This window comes from Nocardia coffeae (assembly GCF_019890715.1).
GTDB classification, from domain to species: Bacteria; Actinomycetota; Actinomycetes; order Mycobacteriales; family Mycobacteriaceae; genus Nocardia; species Nocardia jiangxiensis.
In genome coordinates, this window is record NZ_JAINZY010000003.1 from 600,982 (window position 1) to 621,282 (window position 20,301).

Sequence of the window (20,301 nt, forward strand, 5' to 3'; positions counted from 1 at the left end):
GCGCCGAAAGGCGAAGACGAGGGGATGCTCCGTAGAGCATTCCCGCCCGGACTGAGATTCTCATTTCAGCGAATGTCATTCTCCGGAGGTCTTGTGATCGGTTCGCACCACCACCCGGGCGATCCATGGCGGCCCGTCTCGCTGCGGACTAGGGAGACACACCCAATGCAAGCTTCGTTCGTGGGTCCGTCATATCCAGTCAGGCGGCCGGGAGGCCCCCCGGTTGCGGACATTCCGGGCGTGGGCATCGCGCGGTTGCCCTCCGGGCTGCGCCTGGCCTGTGTCGACACCACCTTCGACTCCGACCCGTTCATCCTTCCCGCCTTCGAATCGATCGCCCGCACTGCGCCTGCCGGCGTCTGACTCCGCGACCGACCACGAGCACCCCACCCACGGCTTGCCACTGCCAAGAACGAGCAGGCATCTATCACGGCTGATCGAAGGCCGCCACAAGTGGCCCGGCAGCCATGACCGTGTTGTATCCCATCGCCTTTGAACCCGAATCTCATCGAAGTAGCTAGGTAGCACATCGTGGCTGAACCGACAGACATCCAACATTCACAGCCAATGGCAGCCGAGGACGCGGGCCGGATCGACTCCGCGCGCTGGGGGCGCTTGGTCGCGATCCTCGTCGCGCTGGTGCTGTACTCGGAGATCGCGCCGATGCAGCTCGGCATGGTTTCGATCATCGTGCCGAAATTCGCGGCGGCCTTCCCCGGCGCGGGAGCCGGCGTGACCTGGGCGGTCACCATCGTCGGCATCGCGGGCGGCGCCACCATGGCGCTGCTGGGCAAGCTCGGCGACCTGATCGGCAAGAAACGCATGACGCTCCTGTGTGGTCTGCTGTTCCTGATCGGCGCCCTGCTGTGCGTACTTACCTCGAGCTGGCCGCTGTTCCTGGTCGGGCGTGCCCTGGGCGGCGCGTCATGGGCGCTGACCGCGGTCGAGTACGGCCTCGTCCGAGACCTCTTGCCGCGCAAGTGGATCCCGGTCGCGATCGGTGTCATCGGGACCGGGTTCGGTATCGGCGCGGTGCTTACGCCCATCATTTGCGGTGCACTGACCGACCACTACAGCTGGCGGTCGGTGTTCTGGTTCCTCATCATCTATGTCGCGGTCACGACACCGCTGGTGATGGTCTTCGTCCCCGAGTCACCGTTCCGGGTCAAACAACGCCTCGACATCCTGGGCGCCGTACTGTTCGGCAGCTCCATCGGCCTCATCCTGCTGTACATCAGCGAGGGGTCGAGCTGGGGCTGGGGACGCGCCACCTGCCTGGCCTACCTCATCGTGGGTGTGGTTCTGCTCGCCGCGTTCATCGGATGGGAACTGCGGGTACCCGAGCCGATGATCGAGTTGTCGCTCCTGCGGTCCCGGGCAGTCGCGATCCCGATGGCGGTGGCATTCCTCATCACCCTGAGCATCGCCACAGTGAACATCATCATCGCTTATATGTTCCAGACACCGAAGGCTCCGCAACTGGAGGGGCAGGTCGTGGCGGGTGCGGCAGCCCAAGCGCACGTTCCGCCATCGCTTGTGGAGAAGTTCGTGACCTTCCGGGGCGACATCAGCTATGCCAACGGCTTCTCGGTCTTGCAGATGGCGCTGCACATCACCGTGTGGACCGCGTTGTTCGGCATGATCTTCGGCGTTGTCGGCGGCTGGCTGTGCCGCCGCATCGGCGCGCGCCTGCTACTGATCACCAGCGGCGTCTTCCTGCTCGTCGCCTGCGCGTTGTGGATCAAGTGGCACTCGACCTGGCAGGAGCAGGTGCTCATCGGCGTGCTGTACGGAATAACATTCGGGTTCTACTACGCCGCCAATCCCAACCTGCTCATCGATGCCGTCCCCGCCGAGCGTCAGGGAATCAGCGCCGGCATGCTGGCGGTCTTCGGTTCCATCGGCACCTCCGTCGGCACCGCCGTATTCACCGCGATCGTGGCCGCTCACCCCTTCCAGCTGGTCGCCAACCAAGGGGGAAAGACGATCGTCAGCAATATTCCGAACGTTTACACCGACACTGCCTACAGCCTGTCCTACATCGTGGTGGGCGTCGTACCGGCCGCCCTGGCAGTGCTGCTCGCCATCGCTTTGCGCACCGGTCGGACGCCCGCGCGCGGGGGTGCCTCCGAGGCGACTCTGTTGACCGCAGAGGGAGGCGCCGGAGCGGTCTGACGAACGCCGGAAAAGCCGCCGCTCGTTCGGGCAGGCAGGGCGGCTTCGACGGGCGCGAATTCGATGAAGCGGAACCATCGGCTGTCTTGCGGGGCTCCGACGAAGTGGATCCATCATCTGGATGCGCAGCCTCAACTTCCAGCGCGCGGTAGTCGCGCCCTGCTGCAAGCGGGCGCCGAGGCCGCTCGCGTCAGGCCGGGGAGGTGACCGCTCGGCTGTAGTGTCTGGCGAAGAACCGGACCGCGCTGTCGGCCTCGAACCGTGGCAGCTCCTTGTGCTTACCCGAGTTCACGTGCAATGACTTCTCCTTCGAGGCGAAGGCGTCGAACAGCACGAGACCCTCCTCGCGCGAGATATGTTCGTCGTCCCACTGCAGGTCGAACTCGATCGGGATGGTGATCTGCTTCGCCTTCTCGGCCAGGGCATCAGGCCAGTGCTGACCGAAGACCGCGGCCGTGATCCGGGGTTCGATCGCCACGAACGGTATGCCGATCGCGGTGCCCATGTTGATGCCCCAGAAGCCGACTGGCCCACCGGCGCCGATCTCCGGGAGTTCCTGCAGGGCGTCCAGGGTTGCCTGGTACTCGGGCACGGCGAGCTCGGCCAAGTGGTCGTTGTAGCGCACGACGATCGGGCCTTCCGGCTCGCCCGCCGCCCTGGCCCGGAACAGCTCGGCGGTTTCCGCCTCGTCGTGCCCGCTGCGTGGCCGGTCTCCGTGACCGGGCGCGTCGAGGACGGCGACGTGGTAGCCGCAGCCGGTCACGAGCAGGTGGGCTCGGCCGGACATCGCCGGGTGTTTCTTGTGGTTGCCGCCGCCGTGGGCCATCAGGATCAGGGGCGCGTGATCGGCCGGGCTGGAAGTCGGCGACCAGAGGACGCCGGGGACGCCGCCCACGGTGAAGTCGCGTTCGAGTATGCCGTTCGAGGACGATTCGGCGGTGAACTGCAGAGAATGCACAGGTAGTGCCTTTCGGGAGTGCCTTGTTGTCGAGGCGCTCCCGGCGACATTTACATCAATCGCCCGACCGTGACGAAAAGGGGGAGCACCCACTTGGATACAGCGTTCATGGGTCCCACCTCCTCGGACGATGTCGCGGTCACTGAAAACTACCAGCCGATCATGGTCCAGGCCAGCCCTTTTCGTCGCCACGTGGACAGATTCTCGACGGCATAGTTCGTGTGCTTCGTTTCTGTACAGTGAGCGAGATCCCAAGCAAGGTTTGGGATCTCGCTATCGGTTCTGCGGCAGGAGACCCCGGAGCGAGCGGAGGTTCCGCCTCAGCCGGTTCGTCCGGTGACAGCGTCGCCGAGTTCGGTGCCATCGAAGCTCTTCGGCAGTGTCAGGGACAGGATCTGGAATGGCTTGGTGGTCAGGTCGGTCGGGTTGCCGAACAGTTGAGTGCGTTCGGTTTGTGGAGCGGGGACGTACAGTCGGCGATCACCGCCGATGAAGCCACCGTCCGGGCTGATCAGCCGGGAATCCGATGCGAGTGTGACCATCTTCCCCGTGGGCGGCAGTAGCAGGATGCGGTGGTTGTTGATGTCCGAGAGGTAGAGGTTTCCCGCGGTGTCCATGGCGCACCCGCCCGAGAGGGGTATGTTTGCCAGCTGTTCGACGTGAGTGGCGAGTTCGTCGTCCGAGAGGCTGCCGTCGCGCAGGATGTCGGTCCTGATGCGCCGGAACGGGCCTGTGGGAGCCGCCCAGTAGAGCCAGACTCCGTCGGCGCTCAGCTCGATCAGGTCGCTCTTCGGTGTCTTGTGCCGGTTCTGGTGCGCACCGGCCGCGGGTGTCGTTGTGGGCGTGGGTGTTTCGACCGCCAGCATCTCCTTGCGTCCCGAGAGGCGGCGCAGGGTCGTGCCTGTTGCCAGGTCGTGGACGATGAGTGCGCCGAGGCCGGATTCACTCAGGTAGATGATGCCTCGGGAGATTCGCAGATCGTTCAGCTGCGCGCCGTTCGGCAGGATGTCGCTGCCGAACCGGATGACGTTCAGGACGTTCCCGGTCCTCGGATCGAGTTGGACCAGTTTCTGCGCTCCGGGTTTCGGGGTGGCCAGTTCCGGGGGTGACGCATCCGGCCGCAACCCGCCCTGGTCGACGCACCAGACCGTGTCGTCGGCGAAGATGTGCACCGAGTTGACGTAGACGAAGGCGTTCTGGCCGTCGTCACCTGCCTGCCACTCGTTCCACGTGTTACCGGGAAAGGCGGTGACGGTGCCGTCCGGCTCTCGGCGAGCGAGCGAGGGGGTCTGCTCGTGGCCGGGGAATCGCGGCAGGCCCAGGAACATGGTGTTGTCGCTGGTGAGTGCGACCTGGTTGGCCATCCACGGTGAGGTGGCCGCGACCGTGAGTGAGAGCAGCGGATCGGCCGGGGCCGGGCCACCGTTGTCGGTGTTACCTGCGCGGGTGCAGCCCTCGATCATGCTGAGACCGAAAGCGCCTGCTGCATAAGCGAATTGGCGACGTGTAATCTTCATCGACTACCTTCTCGTTCAAAATCAGCGGAAACGGGGAAGGACGTCCTCCCCGAATGTCCGCAGCATCTGCTTCAGTTGCGGCATCGGGCCGCGGTTGGCCAGCCAGAGACGGCGGATCCCGGCGGTGTGCAGTTCGCCGATGCGGTCGATCCAGTCGGCGACGTCTCCGGCCATACCCCAACGGTCCAGCGCGAATTGGGTGAGTCCGAGCCGATCCATGAGTGCTTCGTTGAGACCGCCGGAGTGCTGGTGATCGGCCAGGGTGTAGTTCCGCACGTACTCGCGCAGGGCGGTGTGCTGCTGCTCGGGCACGAGCCGGTCGGTGACCCCGTGTCGCATGCTGTGGTGCAGGATCGAGGCCAGCGAGGCCCGCACTTGTGCGCGCGCCGTGTTCCGGTCCGCGCCGAGTGCGCTGCGCACGGTGAACCACGGCTCGGCAGGCGTGCGGCCCCGCGCCTGCGCGCCGCGCGCGACCTGGCTCAGTGACCAGCTCACGACTTCGGCGGTGAGCCCGGTGCCGATGGAGACCGCGTCGCCGATCGCGCCCGCCAATTCGAGCATGCGTGGCCCCTCGGCCCCGACCGAGATCCGCACAGGTCCCCGGGATTCTCCGAAAGTCCTTATCTCCCTTCCCCGAAACGATCCGTGCCCGGTGGCGAGAACGTCACGGACGCAGGTGACGTACTCTTCGAGCCGGGCGCGGGTGGCCGGTTTCCGGCCGATGCTGCGCACTGCCGAGTCACCCGTCGCGATCTCCATGAACGCCCGGCCCGCGGTCAGCGAGTCGAGTGTGGCGAGGAAGGCCGCGGTTACCTGTGGGTCCCGGGTCCACGGGTTCGTCGGTCGCATGCCGACGAATGTTCGAGTCGTCCCGAGCGCCAGTAGCGTGACTCGCGCCGTGGCTTCGTTGAGCCGGAATCCGGTGTCGCCGATCCCAATCGAGTGCAGGCCGTAGCCGTCGGCCATGCGGGCGAGTTCGATGAGTTCGCTCGCGTGCGTGCGAGTGAAGACCGGCTCGGTAATCGTGAACTGCATCGCGAACTCGAGCGTCTCGCTCATGGTCCGCCCGGCAGCGCCACGATTCCGTCATCCTGGATGTGATCACCTGCGGTGAAGCCGAAAAGAGACTGGTTCACAGTTAATTTCGTGTCCATCCGGGACGTTCGCCGTGGTCTGCGCGCTCACTGTCGGCCCTGGGCACTCGGCAGGCGCATGTGGCGGCTGAGAACCGCGCGGGAAGTGCGCACATCCACGACCGCGAGGCCGGGGGCGAGCGCCGCGCGGGCTGCGGAATACCCGTTCTCCCCGTCGATCGTCGCGGACCGGACGCCTCCGAAGGCTTCGGCCAGCGCGGCGAGGTCGGGTGGGGGCACCACAGCGGCCTCGGCATCGTCGGTGTCCTTGCGAAGTCGCTGGTACTCGGTGCCGAGGGCCTCGTCGTTGAGGATGAACAAGGTGAGGTCGACGCCGGACCGGATGGCGGTGTCGAGTTCCTGAGCGTGCATCATGAACCCGGCATCGCCCTCGAACACAACGGTTTTGCGTCCGGGCGCGCCGAGCGCGACACCGATTGCCGTGGTCAGGGTCTGCCCGATCGAGCCGAAGCCTTGTGCGGCGAAGAACCGGCCGTGGCGTGGTGCGCCGAGGAACGCTGCGGCGAACCCGGAGCAGTGCCCGTTGCTGATGACGACGATCGCGTCGTCGGGGATGTGGGTGCTGATCTCGGCGACGGCCCGCCGGGGGTCCACGGTGCCCGGTGCGATGGGCGGGGCGAAATCGCGCAGGTCCTCTTGCCAACATTCGGTGGATGGTCCTGTGGGGGTGAACCACGGCCGTCTCGTGGCTTCGGCATCGGTGAGGGCGACCAGGTGCGTCATGGCGCCCGCCGCGGTGGCCGGTAGAACCTCGCCCTTGCCGGCTTCGTCCACCACCTTGATCACGCGGGCGTCGGCGAACAACCTTCCGCTCTGCGTCGTGCTTCGGCCCATGCTCGCGCCGACCGCGATCACCAGATCCGCTCGGCGCAGAACGCGTTCGGCCGCGGGATGCGCCAATCCACCGGCGATCCCGAGATCGAGGTCGTGGCCGTCGAAGAGTCCCTTGGCGGGAAGGGTTGTCGCCAGTGCGGCACCGAAACGATCAGCGAGCACTCGCATCGAGTCGGCCGCTTCGAAGGCGCCCTTGCCTGCGATCAGCACCGGCCGTGCCGCCGTGGTCAGCAGTTCGTGCAGGTGTTGCGCGGCCGAGAGGTCATCGCTGTCGTCCACCAGGATCGTGCGGGCCAGGTCCGGATCAGCTGCCCGCACAGGTGCCGTGAGCAGGTCGGCCGCGATCCCGAGCACCACGGGACGCCGCGTGCCTTCGGTCAGTGCGATCGCATCGGCCAGCGCGGCGGCAGGGTGCTCGTCGAGCGTCATCCGCCGGTAGGTCGCCTCACACGAGGTGACGAAGGCTTCCTGGTCGAACGTCTGCGCCCCTTGGTAACCGGCCGGGGTCTCGGCCGCGATCAGCACGAGTGGCGACCGGTTGCGCGAGGCGACGACCAGCGATGTAGCCACATGGGTGAGTCCTGGTCCGTGGGTCACCGAGCAGATGCCGGTGTGGCCCGAGGACCATCGGTAGCCTTCGGCCATCGCGACCGCGGCCGACTCGTGCCGTACTTCGACGATCGCCACACCCTGTTGCCGCAGCGCGAGGAACAGGTGCATGTTCCCGTCGCCCATCAGGCCGGGCACATGCGTGCACCCGGTTCGCGCGATCGCCTCGGCGAGTGCCTGGGCGTGCGTGCAGGTGGCTTCGACTTCTGTGATGGTGCTCAAAACTGGTACCTCCGCAATCCGCCGTCGACCGGAATGACCGTGCCGGTGATGTATCCGCCCAAGGGGGAAGCCAGGAGCGTGACGAGCCTGCCGATGTCCTCGGGCTCGCCGTAGCGACCGAGCGGAATCTCCTTGACGTGCTCGGCGCGGTCGGCGTCGGTGTAGTTGCGCAGCATCTGTTCGGACAAGATGCGTCCGGGAGCGATCGAGTTCACTGTCACGCCGTCCGGGCCCACCTCGCGGGACAGTCCTTTGGACCACGCGTGCATCGCCGCTTTCGCGCAGAACTCACCGCTCACGCGCGTGGGTTCGGACTTGCCGGTGATGTTGACGACGCGTCCCCAGCCGCGTTCGCGCATCGCGGGCAGGAACCGAGTGGTGAGCTTGCGCTGCGCGATGAAGTTCAACGTCATCGCCACGTCCCACTCCTCGTCGGTCGCGGTGAGCCCGGACGGTCGGCGCCCGCCAGCGCTGTTGATCAGGATGTCCACCTGTCCGAGTGCCTGTTCGGCCTTGGCGCGCACGGTTTCCCGCGCGGCGTCGTCGGTGACGTCGGCGGCGATCACGGCCGGTCGCGCAAGCCCTTGCGCGACCAGTTCGTCGGCGAACTCGGTCAACGCCGCCTCCCGGCGCGCGACGACGGCCAGCCGCACGCCCTCGCGCGCCAGGCAAGTCGCGATACCGCGACCGATGCCCGCGCTGGCTCCGGTGACCACGGCGCCGCGGTCCTTCAACTGCATATCCATATCTCTCCTTGGCTCAAGGGGTTTCGCGGCGCTGCCACGCGGGCGCGGTCTCGCCGGGGTGTAGTCGCGCGGTGACTTTGTCGCCGGACTGGATACCGCCCGGGCGGCGAGCGAGTTCCACTTTGAAAACCTGCGCACCGCTGCGGCAGGTGATCTCCGTGCGGTTGCCGAGGTATTCGACGAGGGTGACCTCGGCCGGGATCCCATCCGCTCCGTCGGCACGCGGCTCGACGACGAGCGCCTCGGGACGGATCAGCACGTCGATCGGTGCACCAGCTGCCGGGTGAGCGCCGTCGTTCCCGAGGGCGATCGGCACGACGGATCCGCCGTCGTGGGTGATCAGTTGTGCGGATCCGCCGTCGACGGCTGTGGCGGGCAGGACGTTGACCGGTCCGAGCGCTTCGGCGACGAACCGGTTCACCGGCCGGTCGTAGAGTTCGTCGGGGCTGCCGATCTGCTGGGCGATCCCGTTGCGCATGACGACGACCTTGTCCGACAGGGCCAGCGCTTCGGTGCGGTCGTGGGTGACGTAGAGCATGGTCAGCCCGAGTCTCCGTTGCAGCGAGTGGATTTCGGTGCGCATGCGGGTACGCAGTTCGGTGTCCAGATTGGACAGCGGTTCGTCCAGCAGGAGCAGTTTCGGCCTGGTGACCAGTCCGCGAGCCAGCACGACGCGTTGTTGCTGTCCGCCGCTCAGGCCGGTGGCCGGGCGCGGCCCGTAGCCGCCCAATCCGACCAGCTCCAGCATTTCCTCGGTGCGCTCGGCGATCTCCGCCTTGGGCAGCCGCTGCGCTTTGAGCCCGTAGGCGACGTTGGCGAAGACGGACATGTGCGGCCACAGGGCGTAGGACTGGAAAACCATGTTGACCGAGCGGCGTTCGGCACGCACATGCGTCTTGTCCGACGCCACGGTCCGGCCGTCGAGTGCGATCGTGCCGTCGCTGACGCGGTGCAATCCGGCGACGCATCGCAGGGTGGTGGTCTTGCCGCATCCGCTGGGCCCGAGCAGCGTGACGAACTCGCCCTGCTCGATGGTCAGGTCGAGTCCGGCCACGACGCGGTTGACGCCGTGGTAGGCCACCAGGTCCTGCACCTCGAGCACAGTCGTGGACCGCCGGTCCTGTCCGGGCACAGTCGTTTTCCGTCGTTCGACGCTGGTCATTTCTTCCTCTCCGCAAGCCGGAACAGGCCGCGCAGCACGCCCATCCCGGCGAAGATGACGACGAGTTGCAGTAGTCCCACCGCCGCCGCCTTGGTCAGTGCGCTGCTGGAGTCGTTCCACGCGACCACCGACAGCACGCCGGTGTCCGAGGTGGACAGCACGACCGCGACGTTGAGCTCACGCAGTGTCAGTACGAAGATCAGGATGAACGCGCTGATCACCGATGGTCGGATCAGTGGCACCAGGACCGACCACACCGTCTTCATCGGAGACACGCCGCAGACCTGCGATGCTTCCTCCAGCGAGCGGTCGATCTGCTGCACGCCGTTGGACACCAGCCGGACGGCGTGCGTGACCGAAATGGCCACCAGGCCGACCCCGATGAACGACAGCGTCCCGTAGAGCGGGGTACGGATCAGCAACAGCAGTAGACCGGTGCCCATCACCAGGCCGGGCACCGCGAGCGGCATCGTGGCCACGTACGTGAGTGCCCGCGCGGTGCGCACCTTGGCACGGTCGGCCAGATACACCACCGCGATTCCGACGACGATCGACAGGACGGGCACCGCGATCGCCAGTGCCAGTGAGTTCAACGTCGCGGTCCACACATCCGAGGTGGAGATCGAATCCCAAAGGTTGCGCAGCGACAGGTGCATGCCGGCCAGCGTCGGCGCGAGGTACTGCGACATCGCCATCAGCACCATCGCGATCAGCGGGATCACGAACGTGATCACCCCGTAGACCACGGTCACCACCCAGACCACCGCCGCGGTGACCCGGGACGGCCTGTTCTTCGTCTCGGAGTGTCCGCGCCCGCTGACCGACACGTACTTCGTCTCGTTTCGCACCGATCGCCCGTACAGGAACAGCCCGACCAGGCACACGATCATCAGCTCGCTGCTGACCGCGGCGGCGAACGGCAGATCCTGCGATTCGCTGTACAGCGCGTTGTATACGTTCACCGACAGGGGGGTGAACGCACCCCGCTGCCCCAGGATCTCCGGCACCGAGAACTCCCCGAGGGCAAGGATCCCGACGAACAGCACCGAGGACAGCAGCGACGCACGCAACAGCGGGAGCACGACCCGGAACGTCGTGTAGCCGATGCCGCGGCCGCACAACAGTGACGCCTCCTCCATCCGGCTGTCGATGCGGCTCATCGACGCCGACACGAACAGGTAGGCGTAGGGCACGTAGTGCGCGACGAGGACGAACACCATGCCGGGCACGGAAAGGATGTTCGGCTGTAGCCAGCCGGGGATGCCGATCGCGCCGAGCGCCTTGTCGATCACGCCGGTCTCCGGGGTGGCGAGCCACACCCAGGCCACCGCGGTGACGAACGGCGCCATGAACATCGATCCCATGCACAGGTTCTCGCGCAACCGCGAGCCACGCATGTCAAGCCGGACCGTCGTCCACGCCAGCGCCGTGGCCAGCGCGGTGGACAGCACACCCACGACGAGCGCGAAGCCGAGGGATTTGACCAGCAGGCCCAGCATCTTCCCGGTGGCGAACACCTTCACCACCGAGTGCAGGGTGAACCCGGCGGAAAGATCGGTGGCGTCGTTGGAGAACGCGGCGATGACGATGTAGACGATCGGCCCCGCGATCAGCACGAGGACGACAACCCAGGTCAGGACCAGCAGAAGCAGGTCCTGCGGTGAGCGCGATCGATTCGCGGGCGCTCCCGGCCGGGCCACCGAGGGGCGGGGAGTGGCGGCGCGCAATGTCGTGGTCATGAGGACACCTGGAACGTCTGGTCCCACTTGTCCACGAAGTCCTTCAGCTGATCACCCGCGTACCGTGGATCCCGCTGCCAGTCCACCCACACCTGCTGCGGCGCCTTGTACCACGGCAGCGTTCTGGCGAACCGCCGGTTCTCCTGCCAACCCTGGATCGTCGAGCGGCCACCGGTCGCCGTGGTCATCGCCTGCTGACCCGCCAGGCTCGACGACCATTCGGCGAACAGCCTCGCCGCGGCCGGGTGTGGCGCCTTGGACGGAATCTCCTGGTAGAACTGGCTGGCATTCATCGGCGAGATCGACGAGAACCGCACCGGTGCGCCGCTGGCGGCGAGTGGGCCGAAGATCGCGTCGTCGCCGAAGATCGTGGCGCTGTAGATGCCGGCCGAAACCTCTTGGGAGATCGTCTGGATGCTGGAGACGATCGCTGGTTGCTGCGCGGCAAGCTTTTTCAGGTAGCCCCAACCGTATTGATTCGCGAGATTCGCCGCGAGGTTGGCGTAGTAGGCCATGCCCGAGCCGCCGACGCCCGGGTCGATCAGCACGATCTTGCCTTTCAGCGCTGGATCGAGCATCCCCTCATAGGGGTTGGCGGCCAGTCTTTTCTGCGTGGCCTGCGGCACGGTCTTGGTGTTCCAGGCGATCGCGCCGGTCGTCTCGTACAGCGGGTACGCATACCCCGGAATCGTGCGATCGGCAGGATATTGGTCCGCGCTGCGCGGTGTATACCTGGCGAACCATTTGTCGCCGTTGAAATCCTGGAGCTGCCCGAGGTTGCTGGTCTGGTAAATGTCGGCCTCTACCTTGTTCGCCCGCTGCTGCATGCTGAACGTGGTCGCCAGCGTCGAGGATGCCTGCCGCTGAATGTTGACCTTGATCCCGTACTTCTGCGTGAATGCCCGGGTCCATTGCGCGACTTCGGACTGCACGATCGGGGTGTATATGGTCAGCGCCCCTTCCGCTTTCGCGGCGGTAACCAGTTCGCTCAGCGAGCCGGGGGTCGATCCTCTGCTCGCCCAAGGGCTCACCGGGCCGCTGTTCCCGCAGGCAGCTAGCGCCGAAGCCAGCAAGGCCAGCGCCACCGCGCCGTACCGCGCTTTCTCAGGGATCTTCGTCATCGTTGACTGCCTTTCCGGTCGGAACACGCGAAATCACTCAATCAACAGGCATCGTCCCCGGTCAACGCAGAGTTTTTTGGGGTGGCGAAAACCAAAACTAATCACCGGTGAGTGATAACCCGGGGCCACCGAGCCCATAAAAAGTTCTCGTTTGACCGGGCCCGGTGCGGCTCGGTTGAGTTGAGGAGAACCTTCGCGACTTCGAAATCCCTTGTGGGAGAACCAACCAGGAGAGTGGTAAATGTCTTCGGAACGCCCCATGTCCATTACCGTGGCGGGCGAGTGCATGGTCACCCGCCCGTTCGGGGTCCACAATGAGCCCGAGTTCGACGAGGTGCTCAACCGGCTGCGCTCGGCCGAGCTGACCTACGCGCACGTCGAGACGAACTTCGGGCACTTCTCCGAGGTCGAGGCCCCCGCGCGCGGCGACCAGGTCGGCAGCTACTTCCTGACCCACCCACAGGTCGCCGCCGACCTGCGGGCCGCGGGCGTGGACATCGTGTCGCTGGCCAACAACCACAGCATGGACTTCGGCGCGAAGGGCGTGCATGCCACGATCGCGCACTGCGACGCCGTGGGCCTGGCGCATGCCGGCACCGGCCGCGATCTCGAGGAGGCCCGCGAACCCGCTTACCTGGAGACCCACCAGGGCCGCGTCGCGCTGGTGTCGGTCAGTTCCGGCAACAAATCGCACGAGTGGGCCAGCCATCCCAAGGCCAGTCTGCCGGGGCGGGCCGGGGTGAACCCGCTGCGGCCGATCATGCGCTACCTCGTCGAACAAGAAGCCGCCGAACAGCTCAAGAACATCGGCCGTTCCCTGGGCATCCTGCGCGAGACCAAGGCCGGTGCGGAGGGCTCCAGCGGTCTGCTGATGAACGCCGAGCCCGGTGAGTTCAGCCTCGCCATGCCCACCGACCAGTCCACGACCGGCTCCAACCTGTGGCGGCCGTCGGACCACTTCGAGGTCCTGTCCAGCAGCAACACATGGGACCTGTCGGGCAACCTGCGTTCGGTGGCCGAGGCGGCGACGATGGCCGACCTGGTCATCGTGGCGCACCATTTCAGTGTGTCCGAGGGGCCGCGCGGCAACACGCCGCCGCGGTTCGTCCAGGAGTTCGCGCACGCCTGCATCGACGAGGGCGCCGACATCTTCGTCGGACACGGCTGGCACAAAACCCTCGGCATCGAGATCTACCGCGGCAAGCCGATCATCTACGGCCTCGGCAACTTCTTCGCCCAGTCCGAATTCGTCCGCCGCGTACCCTACGACGCCTTCGAGACCTGGGGCCACGACATCGAACGGCTGCAGACGCTGACCCCCGCGACACACCCCCTGCACCCCGGCCTGAACCAGGGCAACGAGACGTGGTGGAGTTCGGCGATCCTGGAGATCGACCTCGACGGCGGGACGCTGGACTCCATCCGCCTGCACCCGGTCGAATGCGGCCGTAAGGTCGGCCGCGAAGTCGACATCCGGCGCCCGATCGGACACGGCGAGCAGCCGCTGACCGACGGCCGCCCGTTCACCGCCCACGGCGAGGACGCCGAACGCATCCTCGAGCGCTACCAGCGCCTGTCCGCCGAATTCGGCACCACCCTGCAGATCGAAGGCGAATCCGGCCTGATCAAGGTCTGACCCGCAGCCTCGCGGGCCCGTGCGAATCCGCACGGGCCCGCGGATGGTGAGTGGTAGCGTGACACAAGCAAATTCGAAGACCGGAGGCGACGACGCCCGTGCGCACGCGAGGCCCTGACCAGCACCGGCTCCTGCACGGTCTCACCTTCGACCAGCTGCACGCGATCCGTACGATTGCGGCCACCGGGTCGTTCCGCGAAGCCAGCAAGATCCTGTGTCTCACCCAGCCCGCGATCTCGCAACGGGTCCGGCAGATCGAACGCATGCTCGGCGCCCCGATCTTCGAACGGCACTCCGGTGTCGGCGTCACCCTCACCGCGGCCGGCGAGACGATCCTGCAGTTCTGCGAACGCTCGATGCTGAGCCTCGACGAACTCGCCGCGGACCTCGAGTCGGCCCTGGCTCCCCCGAACGACTCCGAGTTGCGGATCATGGCGCCTTCGGACCTGATCGAGTATGTGCTCCTCCCGATGCTCGCCCCGTTCCACAGTCGGCAACCGCACGTCGAGGTACGGGTGCGTCAGTCGGTCGACCGCGCCGAGATCGTCAACATGCTCTCCTCGGGCAAGGTGGATCTGGCCTTCGACCGCTCGCCGACACACCCCTCGCTGACCACGCTCGCCCGCATGAACGAGCACCTGTACCTGGTCGCGCCCAGCGACCACGAACTACTGAAGCTCTCGCCCAAGGATCGCCCCGCGGCGATCGCGGACCATCCCTTCGTGACCTACGCACCCGGTATGCGCACCTGGAACCTCACCCAGCGCTGGGCGGCCAAGGTCGGCGCCACCATCGTGCCCACCATCGAAACCCGCAACGTTGCCCTCATGAAGCACGCGATCAAGCAGTACGGCACCCTGAGCATCCTGCCCGGCGTCGCCGTGTCACAGGAGATCCAGGACGGCAGCATGGTCGCCGTGGAAATCGCCGACATGCCGCTGACTCGCACCACAGCAATCGCCGCACATCCCGGTGAGGACCAGGCACCGGCCATCCACAGCTTCGTCGAGGAACTCGTCGCCGCCTACGCGCAACGCTCGGACACCACGGCCGCCGAAATCCGCTGGGTCGCACCCCAACAGGAATCCGCCACGAGCTGACACAGCCGCCGCGCCGACTCATTCTTCCTGCGTCGGATAGGCATCTCGACTATGCCCGGCACTCGCGTGGCTCGACCCGGTCGGCGCACCGGTAAGGCGCGTGACGAGTGCGCGCCGACTGCAGCCTTGCCGCCGACGCCGCCATCTCGGTGTCGACCGGACGGATCCTATGCGCGACGGTCTATCACACTGGTTGCTGACCAGTAGCCGTTCCTAAGGCGCTACTCGTTGCCGGAGCAGCCTGATCGCCGCCACCGAGAGGCAGATGTTCGGCCAGGACAGCGCCGACGAGCCGGATGATGGCTTGCCGGTCGGGGAAGATGCCGACGACGTCGGTGCGGCGGCGGATTTCCTTGTTCAACCGCTCTTGGGGATTGTTGGACCAGATCTGACGCCAGATCTGTTTCGGGAACGCGGTGAATACCAGCAGATCCGCGCGGGCGACATCGAGGTGACCGGCGACTTTCGGCAGCTTCTCTGCCAGCGCGTCGAGCATCCGATCATATTGCGCGGCAACCGATGTGGCGTCTGCTTGGTCGGAGAACGAGTGCAGCAGCGTCCGGACCCACGGCCAGGAACTTTTCGGGCAGACGCTCATCAGGTTGACCATGTAGTGGGTGCGGCAGCGCTGCCACGACGCGCCGGGCAGGGGGCGCCGATCGCTGCCACGAGCCCGGCGTGGGCATCGGAAGTGACGAGATTGACACCCGACAGGCCGCGGGCGACCAGGGTCACGGAAGAACGCCAGCCAACCAGCACCGTCCTCGCCGGAAGTGACTTGGATACCGGGGATTTCGCGGTATCGCTCGGCGTTGACGCCGGTGGCGACGAGGCAGTGCACGTTCACCACACGCCCGTTCTCGCGGACTTTCAGCACCAGGGCATCAGCGGCGGCGAACGTGTACGGGCACTGTCCAGTGGCCGGGTCCGGAACGCTTCGACCCGGCCGTCGAGGTCGCGGGCCATCATCGAGACCTACGATTTCGACAGGCTTTTGATGCCCAGGGATTCGACGAGTTTCTCCATCCGCCGTGTCGATACCCCGAGCAGGTAGCAGGTCGCCACCACCGAGGTGAGGGCTCGTTCGGCGCGTTTGCGGCGTTCGAGCAGCCAGCCCGGAAAGTAGCTGCCCGACCGTAATTTCGGGATCGCGACGTCGATCGTGCCGACACGGGTGTCGAAGTCTCGGTGCCGGTACCCGTTGCGGGAGTTGGTCCCGTCGGTACTGCGTTCGCCGTAGCCGGCGCCGCACATCGTGTCGGCCTCGGCGCTCATCAGCGATTGCACGAATGAGGACACGATCTCCCGCAGCAGGTCAGGGCTGTGAACGGCGAGTTGGTCTGTGAACGGAGCATTCGGGTCGATCCGCTGGACAGCGGTCATCGCGTGAACTTTCTCCTCGAAGACTTTGGTCGGTCTGGTGAGGATCACGCGGTGACCATCCTCTACTCGGCTACGACACGCTCAGACTTTGCTGATGCTGGGGGTCGTACACCACCTTGCCGGACGCAACCGCCATCCGAGTCCAGGGCAACGGTCGGCATGACGCTTCTGCTGGGGTAGCCACGACTCGCCGCGTCCGAGTGCGCTTGCCGCCAACTGGCGCGGAGCGCTTTCTTTGCCCAGTGGCTGGATCGCTTTGTGGGCCGGAGCTCTCTCGGCTAGTGGGTTCGTGAGCTGGGCGTGCGCTTGCGCGGGCCAGTACTGCTCGACAGATGATGTTCGGCGTCGGCCAGGAGCGCTGAGGGGGTTGTGGCCAGTGCTTCGGCCAGATCCCATAACCGGTCGATTTGCACGCTGCTATTGCCCAGCTCGATGCGGGCGATGGCCGGCCGGGACACTCCCGATGCGGCCGCGAGCTCGTCCCGGTTCATGCCGGAGGCTTCGCGGGCGCGGCGGACTGCGGCACCGACGGCGTCCCTCCTCATCTTGCGCACCTTCCGTTGTTGCGGAGACAGTGAGGCTTCCGGTACCGGCATGGCCGCATCATCGCACGCCACCGATGGTCCGCCCGCTCGTCATCCGCGCAGGGCGAACCGAATACCTGATCCGCAGCATATCTCATGCGATACAAGGACCAGTTAGGAGTGTGCGACACGCGGTGGCAAATCTGGCCTGATCGAACTCCGCGGTGCGAGGCTGTGGCGGGTCATCCAGCGGGCGTATCGAAGCCCCACTCTCCATCACCGTCACCGCAATATTCGAACAACCGAAAGGGACAGCAGTTGTCGACAGTGATCGCGAAGGGTGTCAACAAGGGGGTCAGCGCAGAGGCTGAGTCATGGCTCGCCGCAACGGATCTTGCTGGCAATCACAAGGCGGCTCTGCAGTTGTCACGAGCGGTGGACCCGGCACGGCATGGGTTCGCCCGTCGTCGCCCGCTGAGCTTGGACTGCTCGGTGGAACGCACGGAGTCGATCCTGGGTCTATTGAGAGCCGAGCAGGTACCGTCCGCCCAGGCCGTTGAAGCCTTGGAACGATGCCCACGCACCGATCGTCGCGACGCCGAGCGCCAGGCACGTCATGAGCAGTTCACCCGTGCGAAAGAACTTGTCAGGGCAGAACGCCATGCGCTGGGGCAGGAACTGTCCTCTGCGGTCGCGGAACACTGGGCACAGCACGGCATCGGCCCGAAATGGCGCGAGGCATGGATGTTCGATGCGGTCGCCACCTGGTGGATCCGGCGAGCGGGATGTGTGCCGGCCTTCTGGCTGGTCGGTGAGACCACGTTCGGGATGCTGCACCGATCGGGATGGCTCGCCTCCAACCACGCCATGCACTCGCTGTGCCAGGGCCGACGCTTTTACACCCGCTTCCACGGTGATCACGTCTCGGCGATGCCACCGACAGTCGTCGGTTTCGGTGTCGCCCGATTCATCGGCATGTATCGGCGACTGCACGAGGACCGCAGCCCGGACTGGGCCGAGGTCGCCGCTGAAGCGACCGATCCCACTGGCATGCCTCTGTTCTTCAACACCGCCGACGCAGAAGCTCAACAGCGATGGCTTGTCACCGATGGATGGGTTCGCCTCGACGACCACGGTTTGCGCCGCGGCGCACGAGCCCGTGCCGAGATCCGCAGACGGGCCGAACTCAAGGCGAAGAACATGGCTCCGGCGAGTACCCGCCGGTGATCGAGTCCATTGCCGACTTGTCGTTTCATTGCTGGCGCCAGCGTCCCTGGCGCCGCACCGGCAGTAGTTACGGGAGGTGATGATGCACGAGAAGGTCAACACGGATGATGCGGACTTGGGGAGGTTCGTTGTTCGCAGGATCAAGGAGTGGACCGCAGCTCTCGGCGAACAGCCAGCAGGAGTACCGGTTTGGGAATTCCCTCTGCGCGCGTTCGAAATCGCGGCCGATATGGCTCGCAGCGGGGCCGATCCAGACGCGCCACCGATGCCTGCTGAGGTATGCCTGGAGTTGTTGGCATACACCCCGATCCGGCTCCGCAGCCGCGACGGAGCCGAGGTCACCACCTGCCTCGCGCAATGGGCGAGCGATACCGGACAAACCGTCCTGGAAGTTGTCAGAGACTTCCAGGACGGGCACCACGGCGGTGAGTTCTCGTGGGAGGAAATCGATAGCGACGGAGTCCACCACACTCCGATCTACAGCAGGCGACCGTCATGAGGCCCGATACAGGCATAAGTCATCAGGCGTGGAAGGAAGCGGTAGGCCACAGAGGGGCGAGCTATTGCTGTGCAATTACCGCGACACGCGAATCTGTCAGTAGGACAAGCTGATTCGGAGGTAGCTGCCATATGGATCCATGGACTGACGGTGAAACCGACCCCGGGGAGCAGATGCTCGCCGAACTGTTGGCCGCTTACGGCCCGGACTGGCCCACACGGCTCACGCAGAACGTGCGATTCGATCCCAATGCCGAACCCATCGAGTTCGCCCCACCGGACACCGATGCCATCGTTGTGAGAAAAGTCTTCCTTCGGTTGGCACTAGCGGAGGCCGAGCAGTTCAAACGACTGGGCAGGAAGTCTGGCCGCACACCTAGTGAACTGGTATCGACCTGGATCGCGGCCCGCCTCCGCACCGAGCCCGACACCGATACGGTCCCCGACGAGGCCGATCCGCAACAGTAGCCGGGCCCGCATACGTTCATCGGCAACGAGAACCGGGTGCTGGTCAAACTGCCAGTTGGCGTTGTGATCGGCATCGTCCTCCAACATCGTCACTGACCGCAAACTCGATGTGAGCGATATGGTCCAGTCGTCATGAACACGGCGGCAAACGGCCCTGTGAATTCGTTATTCGATTTCCGTTGGCGCATCACCATGATGTCAGTGGCCTAATTGTCTGTCTTCTGGTCGATCGAGTCGAGGAACTCGGCGAACTCCTCGGGGTGGGCGATCGGCAGGAGGTCGTTTTGCAGGTCGTGAGTGGAGTCGTAGGTCTGATTGCCGAATTTCATCCGACTGTGGTCACTGATCAACGCCATCTCGGCGAGTTGGGCCACCGTCTGCAGCTCTGCTGTGACCGGCCCGGGGTCGACGTCATGCGGAGAGCCGAACCTGCCACCTGGTCCTGGTGCGGAGTCCACGTAGAACCCTTCCTGCTTGTCTTTGTTCAGCTGCTGGATCTGTGCCGGGCTCTTCAGCGGCGCAATGTTGTCGTAGTCCCCCCAGAACGGGCCCAGGGCCCGACTGTAGTCGTCGGTGGCCTCGATCTTGTCCGGGTGCTTGGTTGAAAAACTGAGATGCTGTGCCGGGAACTCGCTGGTCCCGTGGCCGTCGCTCCAGTTCTGTTGGGCGGTGTCGTATACTGCGTTAGCCCGAGCCAGCTCTTCACGAGCCAGGATCAGCAACGACCGCGCCCGCCCGGCGGAACCGCGTCCGAGCAATACCTCTGCATCGCTGATCAGCCCGACCACGTTGGTCATCAATGTCCGCCAATACCAGCGGGACCGCTGCGGATTCATTCTCACACCCACTACTGCATGATGACGTACTGCACGCGCTCTATTCCGATGTTTGGGCGCAGTTGGTCAGATCGATGAATCTCGACGGCGCCCGGACGGGCGCGATGCCGTATCAGCGAAATCCGACGTCACGATGAAGTCGATGTCGCTCACTCTCCTACGCTGTAGCGCTGATAGGCGGTTCGGCACGACCGCCCCGGGGCGGCCTCCGGCGTGCTCGCTTCCATCTTCAGCTGATGATCGCCATGTAGCGGCGTGCCACAGTCTGGGCCGGCCGCGGATGAAGGTTGCGACGTGAACGGGCGCGCATCGGCACGCTGGCGGATGTCGTTGATGTGTGCCATGGATGACGATTGGAGTGGGCGGCGAGCGGGCAATGAAGGCGATATCGA

17 protein-coding genes and 1 pseudogene are annotated in these 20,301 nt (G+C 65.6%); 7 read left to right on the plus strand and 11 right to left on the minus strand.

The window, feature by feature from the left end:
- The first annotated feature begins 240 nt into the window (after positions 1–240).
- Positions 241–363 carry a hypothetical protein gene (locus K7711_RS48415; RefSeq protein ID WP_268929292.1) on the plus strand — a complete coding sequence of 41 codons (123 nt, stop codon included), beginning with the start codon at positions 241–243 and terminating at the stop codon, positions 361–363.
- Between the two features lie 204 nt (positions 364–567).
- Positions 568–2,175: an MFS transporter gene (locus K7711_RS16170; protein WP_222970199.1), complete on the plus strand. Its 1,608-nt coding sequence runs from the start codon at positions 568–570 to the stop codon at positions 2,173–2,175.
- A 190-nt stretch (positions 2,176–2,365) separates the two neighbouring features.
- Here K7711_RS16170 and K7711_RS16175 read toward each other — a convergent pair whose 3' ends face one another.
- From K7711_RS16175 to K7711_RS16210, 8 genes are all read right to left on the minus strand, one after another.
- Positions 2,366–3,133 carry an alpha/beta hydrolase family protein gene (locus tag K7711_RS16175; protein ID WP_308014761.1) on the minus strand — a complete coding sequence of 256 codons (768 nt, stop codon included), beginning with the start codon at positions 3,131–3,133 and terminating at the stop codon, positions 2,366–2,368.
- A 320-nt stretch (positions 3,134–3,453) separates the two neighbouring features.
- Entirely contained in the window at positions 3,454–4,650 is a 1,197-nt protein-coding gene (locus K7711_RS16180) for an SMP-30/gluconolactonase/LRE family protein (protein ID WP_222970201.1), read from the minus strand.
- Positions 4,651–4,671: 21 nt separating this feature from the next.
- Positions 4,672–5,709 carry an LLM class flavin-dependent oxidoreductase gene (locus K7711_RS16185; RefSeq protein ID WP_222970203.1) on the minus strand — a complete coding sequence of 346 codons (1,038 nt, stop codon included), beginning with the start codon at positions 5,707–5,709 and terminating at the stop codon, positions 4,672–4,674.
- 122 nt (positions 5,710–5,831) lie between these two features.
- Complete coding sequence (locus K7711_RS16190; RefSeq protein ID WP_222970204.1) at positions 5,832–7,469, minus strand: thiamine pyrophosphate-binding protein; 1,638 nt, start codon at positions 7,467–7,469, stop codon at positions 5,832–5,834.
- Positions 7,466–8,215: an SDR family NAD(P)-dependent oxidoreductase gene (locus tag K7711_RS16195; protein WP_222970206.1), complete on the minus strand. Its 750-nt coding sequence runs from the start codon at positions 8,213–8,215 to the stop codon at positions 7,466–7,468. Before K7711_RS16195 ends, K7711_RS16190 begins: the two co-directional genes overlap by 4 nt.
- Before the next feature lie 13 nt (positions 8,216–8,228).
- Complete coding sequence (locus K7711_RS16200; protein ID WP_222970208.1) at positions 8,229–9,377, minus strand: ABC transporter ATP-binding protein; 1,149 nt, start codon at positions 9,375–9,377, stop codon at positions 8,229–8,231.
- Positions 9,374–11,116: an ABC transporter permease gene (locus tag K7711_RS16205; protein WP_222970209.1), complete on the minus strand. Its 1,743-nt coding sequence runs from the start codon at positions 11,114–11,116 to the stop codon at positions 9,374–9,376. Before K7711_RS16205 ends, K7711_RS16200 begins: the two co-directional genes overlap by 4 nt.
- A complete protein-coding gene (locus K7711_RS16210) occupies positions 11,113–12,201 on the minus strand; it encodes an ABC transporter substrate-binding protein (protein ID WP_222970211.1) in 1,089 nt (362 codons plus the stop codon). Before K7711_RS16210 ends, K7711_RS16205 begins: the two co-directional genes overlap by 4 nt.
- Before the next feature lie 295 nt (positions 12,202–12,496).
- Here K7711_RS16210 and K7711_RS16215 point away from each other — a divergent pair, with 295 nt between their 5' ends.
- Together K7711_RS16215 and K7711_RS16220 are read left to right on the plus strand one after the other, a co-directional pair.
- A complete protein-coding gene (locus K7711_RS16215; RefSeq protein WP_222970213.1) occupies positions 12,497–13,873 on the plus strand; it encodes a CapA family protein in 1,377 nt (458 codons plus the stop codon).
- 98 nt (positions 13,874–13,971) lie between these two features.
- A complete protein-coding gene (locus K7711_RS16220) occupies positions 13,972–14,973 on the plus strand; it encodes a LysR family transcriptional regulator (RefSeq protein ID WP_222970215.1) in 1,002 nt (333 codons plus the stop codon).
- Positions 14,974–15,241: 268 nt separating this feature from the next.
- Here the strand turns inward: K7711_RS16220 and K7711_RS49310 are convergent.
- Both K7711_RS49310 and K7711_RS16230 read right to left on the minus strand, forming a co-directional pair.
- A pseudogene (locus K7711_RS49310) lies at positions 15,242–16,356 on the minus strand (IS256 family transposase); the annotation flags it as partial.
- A gap of 278 nt (positions 16,357–16,634) precedes the next feature.
- Positions 16,635–16,901, minus strand: coding sequence for a helix-turn-helix domain-containing protein (locus K7711_RS16230; RefSeq protein WP_235747221.1), 267 nt, complete (start codon positions 16,899–16,901; stop codon positions 16,635–16,637).
- Between the two features lie 213 nt (positions 16,902–17,114).
- On the opposite strand from K7711_RS16230, the gene K7711_RS16235 reads away from it, so the two are divergent.
- The 3 genes from K7711_RS16235 (at position 17,115) to K7711_RS16245 (ending at position 19,073) form a co-directional block, all read left to right on the plus strand.
- Positions 17,115–18,107 (plus strand): hypothetical protein, encoded by a 993-nt coding sequence (locus K7711_RS16235; protein ID WP_222970219.1) that lies wholly within the window; start codon positions 17,115–17,117, stop codon positions 18,105–18,107.
- An 82-nt stretch (positions 18,108–18,189) separates the two neighbouring features.
- Positions 18,190–18,606: a hypothetical protein gene (locus K7711_RS16240; RefSeq protein WP_222970221.1), complete on the plus strand. Its 417-nt coding sequence runs from the start codon at positions 18,190–18,192 to the stop codon at positions 18,604–18,606.
- A gap of 131 nt (positions 18,607–18,737) precedes the next feature.
- A complete protein-coding gene (locus K7711_RS16245; RefSeq protein WP_222970222.1) occupies positions 18,738–19,073 on the plus strand; it encodes a hypothetical protein in 336 nt (111 codons plus the stop codon).
- 206 nt (positions 19,074–19,279) lie between these two features.
- On the opposite strand, the gene K7711_RS16250 is transcribed toward K7711_RS16245, so the two are convergent.
- Positions 19,280–19,909: an AbiV family abortive infection protein gene (locus K7711_RS16250; RefSeq protein WP_268929293.1), complete on the minus strand. Its 630-nt coding sequence runs from the start codon at positions 19,907–19,909 to the stop codon at positions 19,280–19,282.
- Between the last annotated feature and the right edge of the window lie 392 nt (positions 19,910–20,301).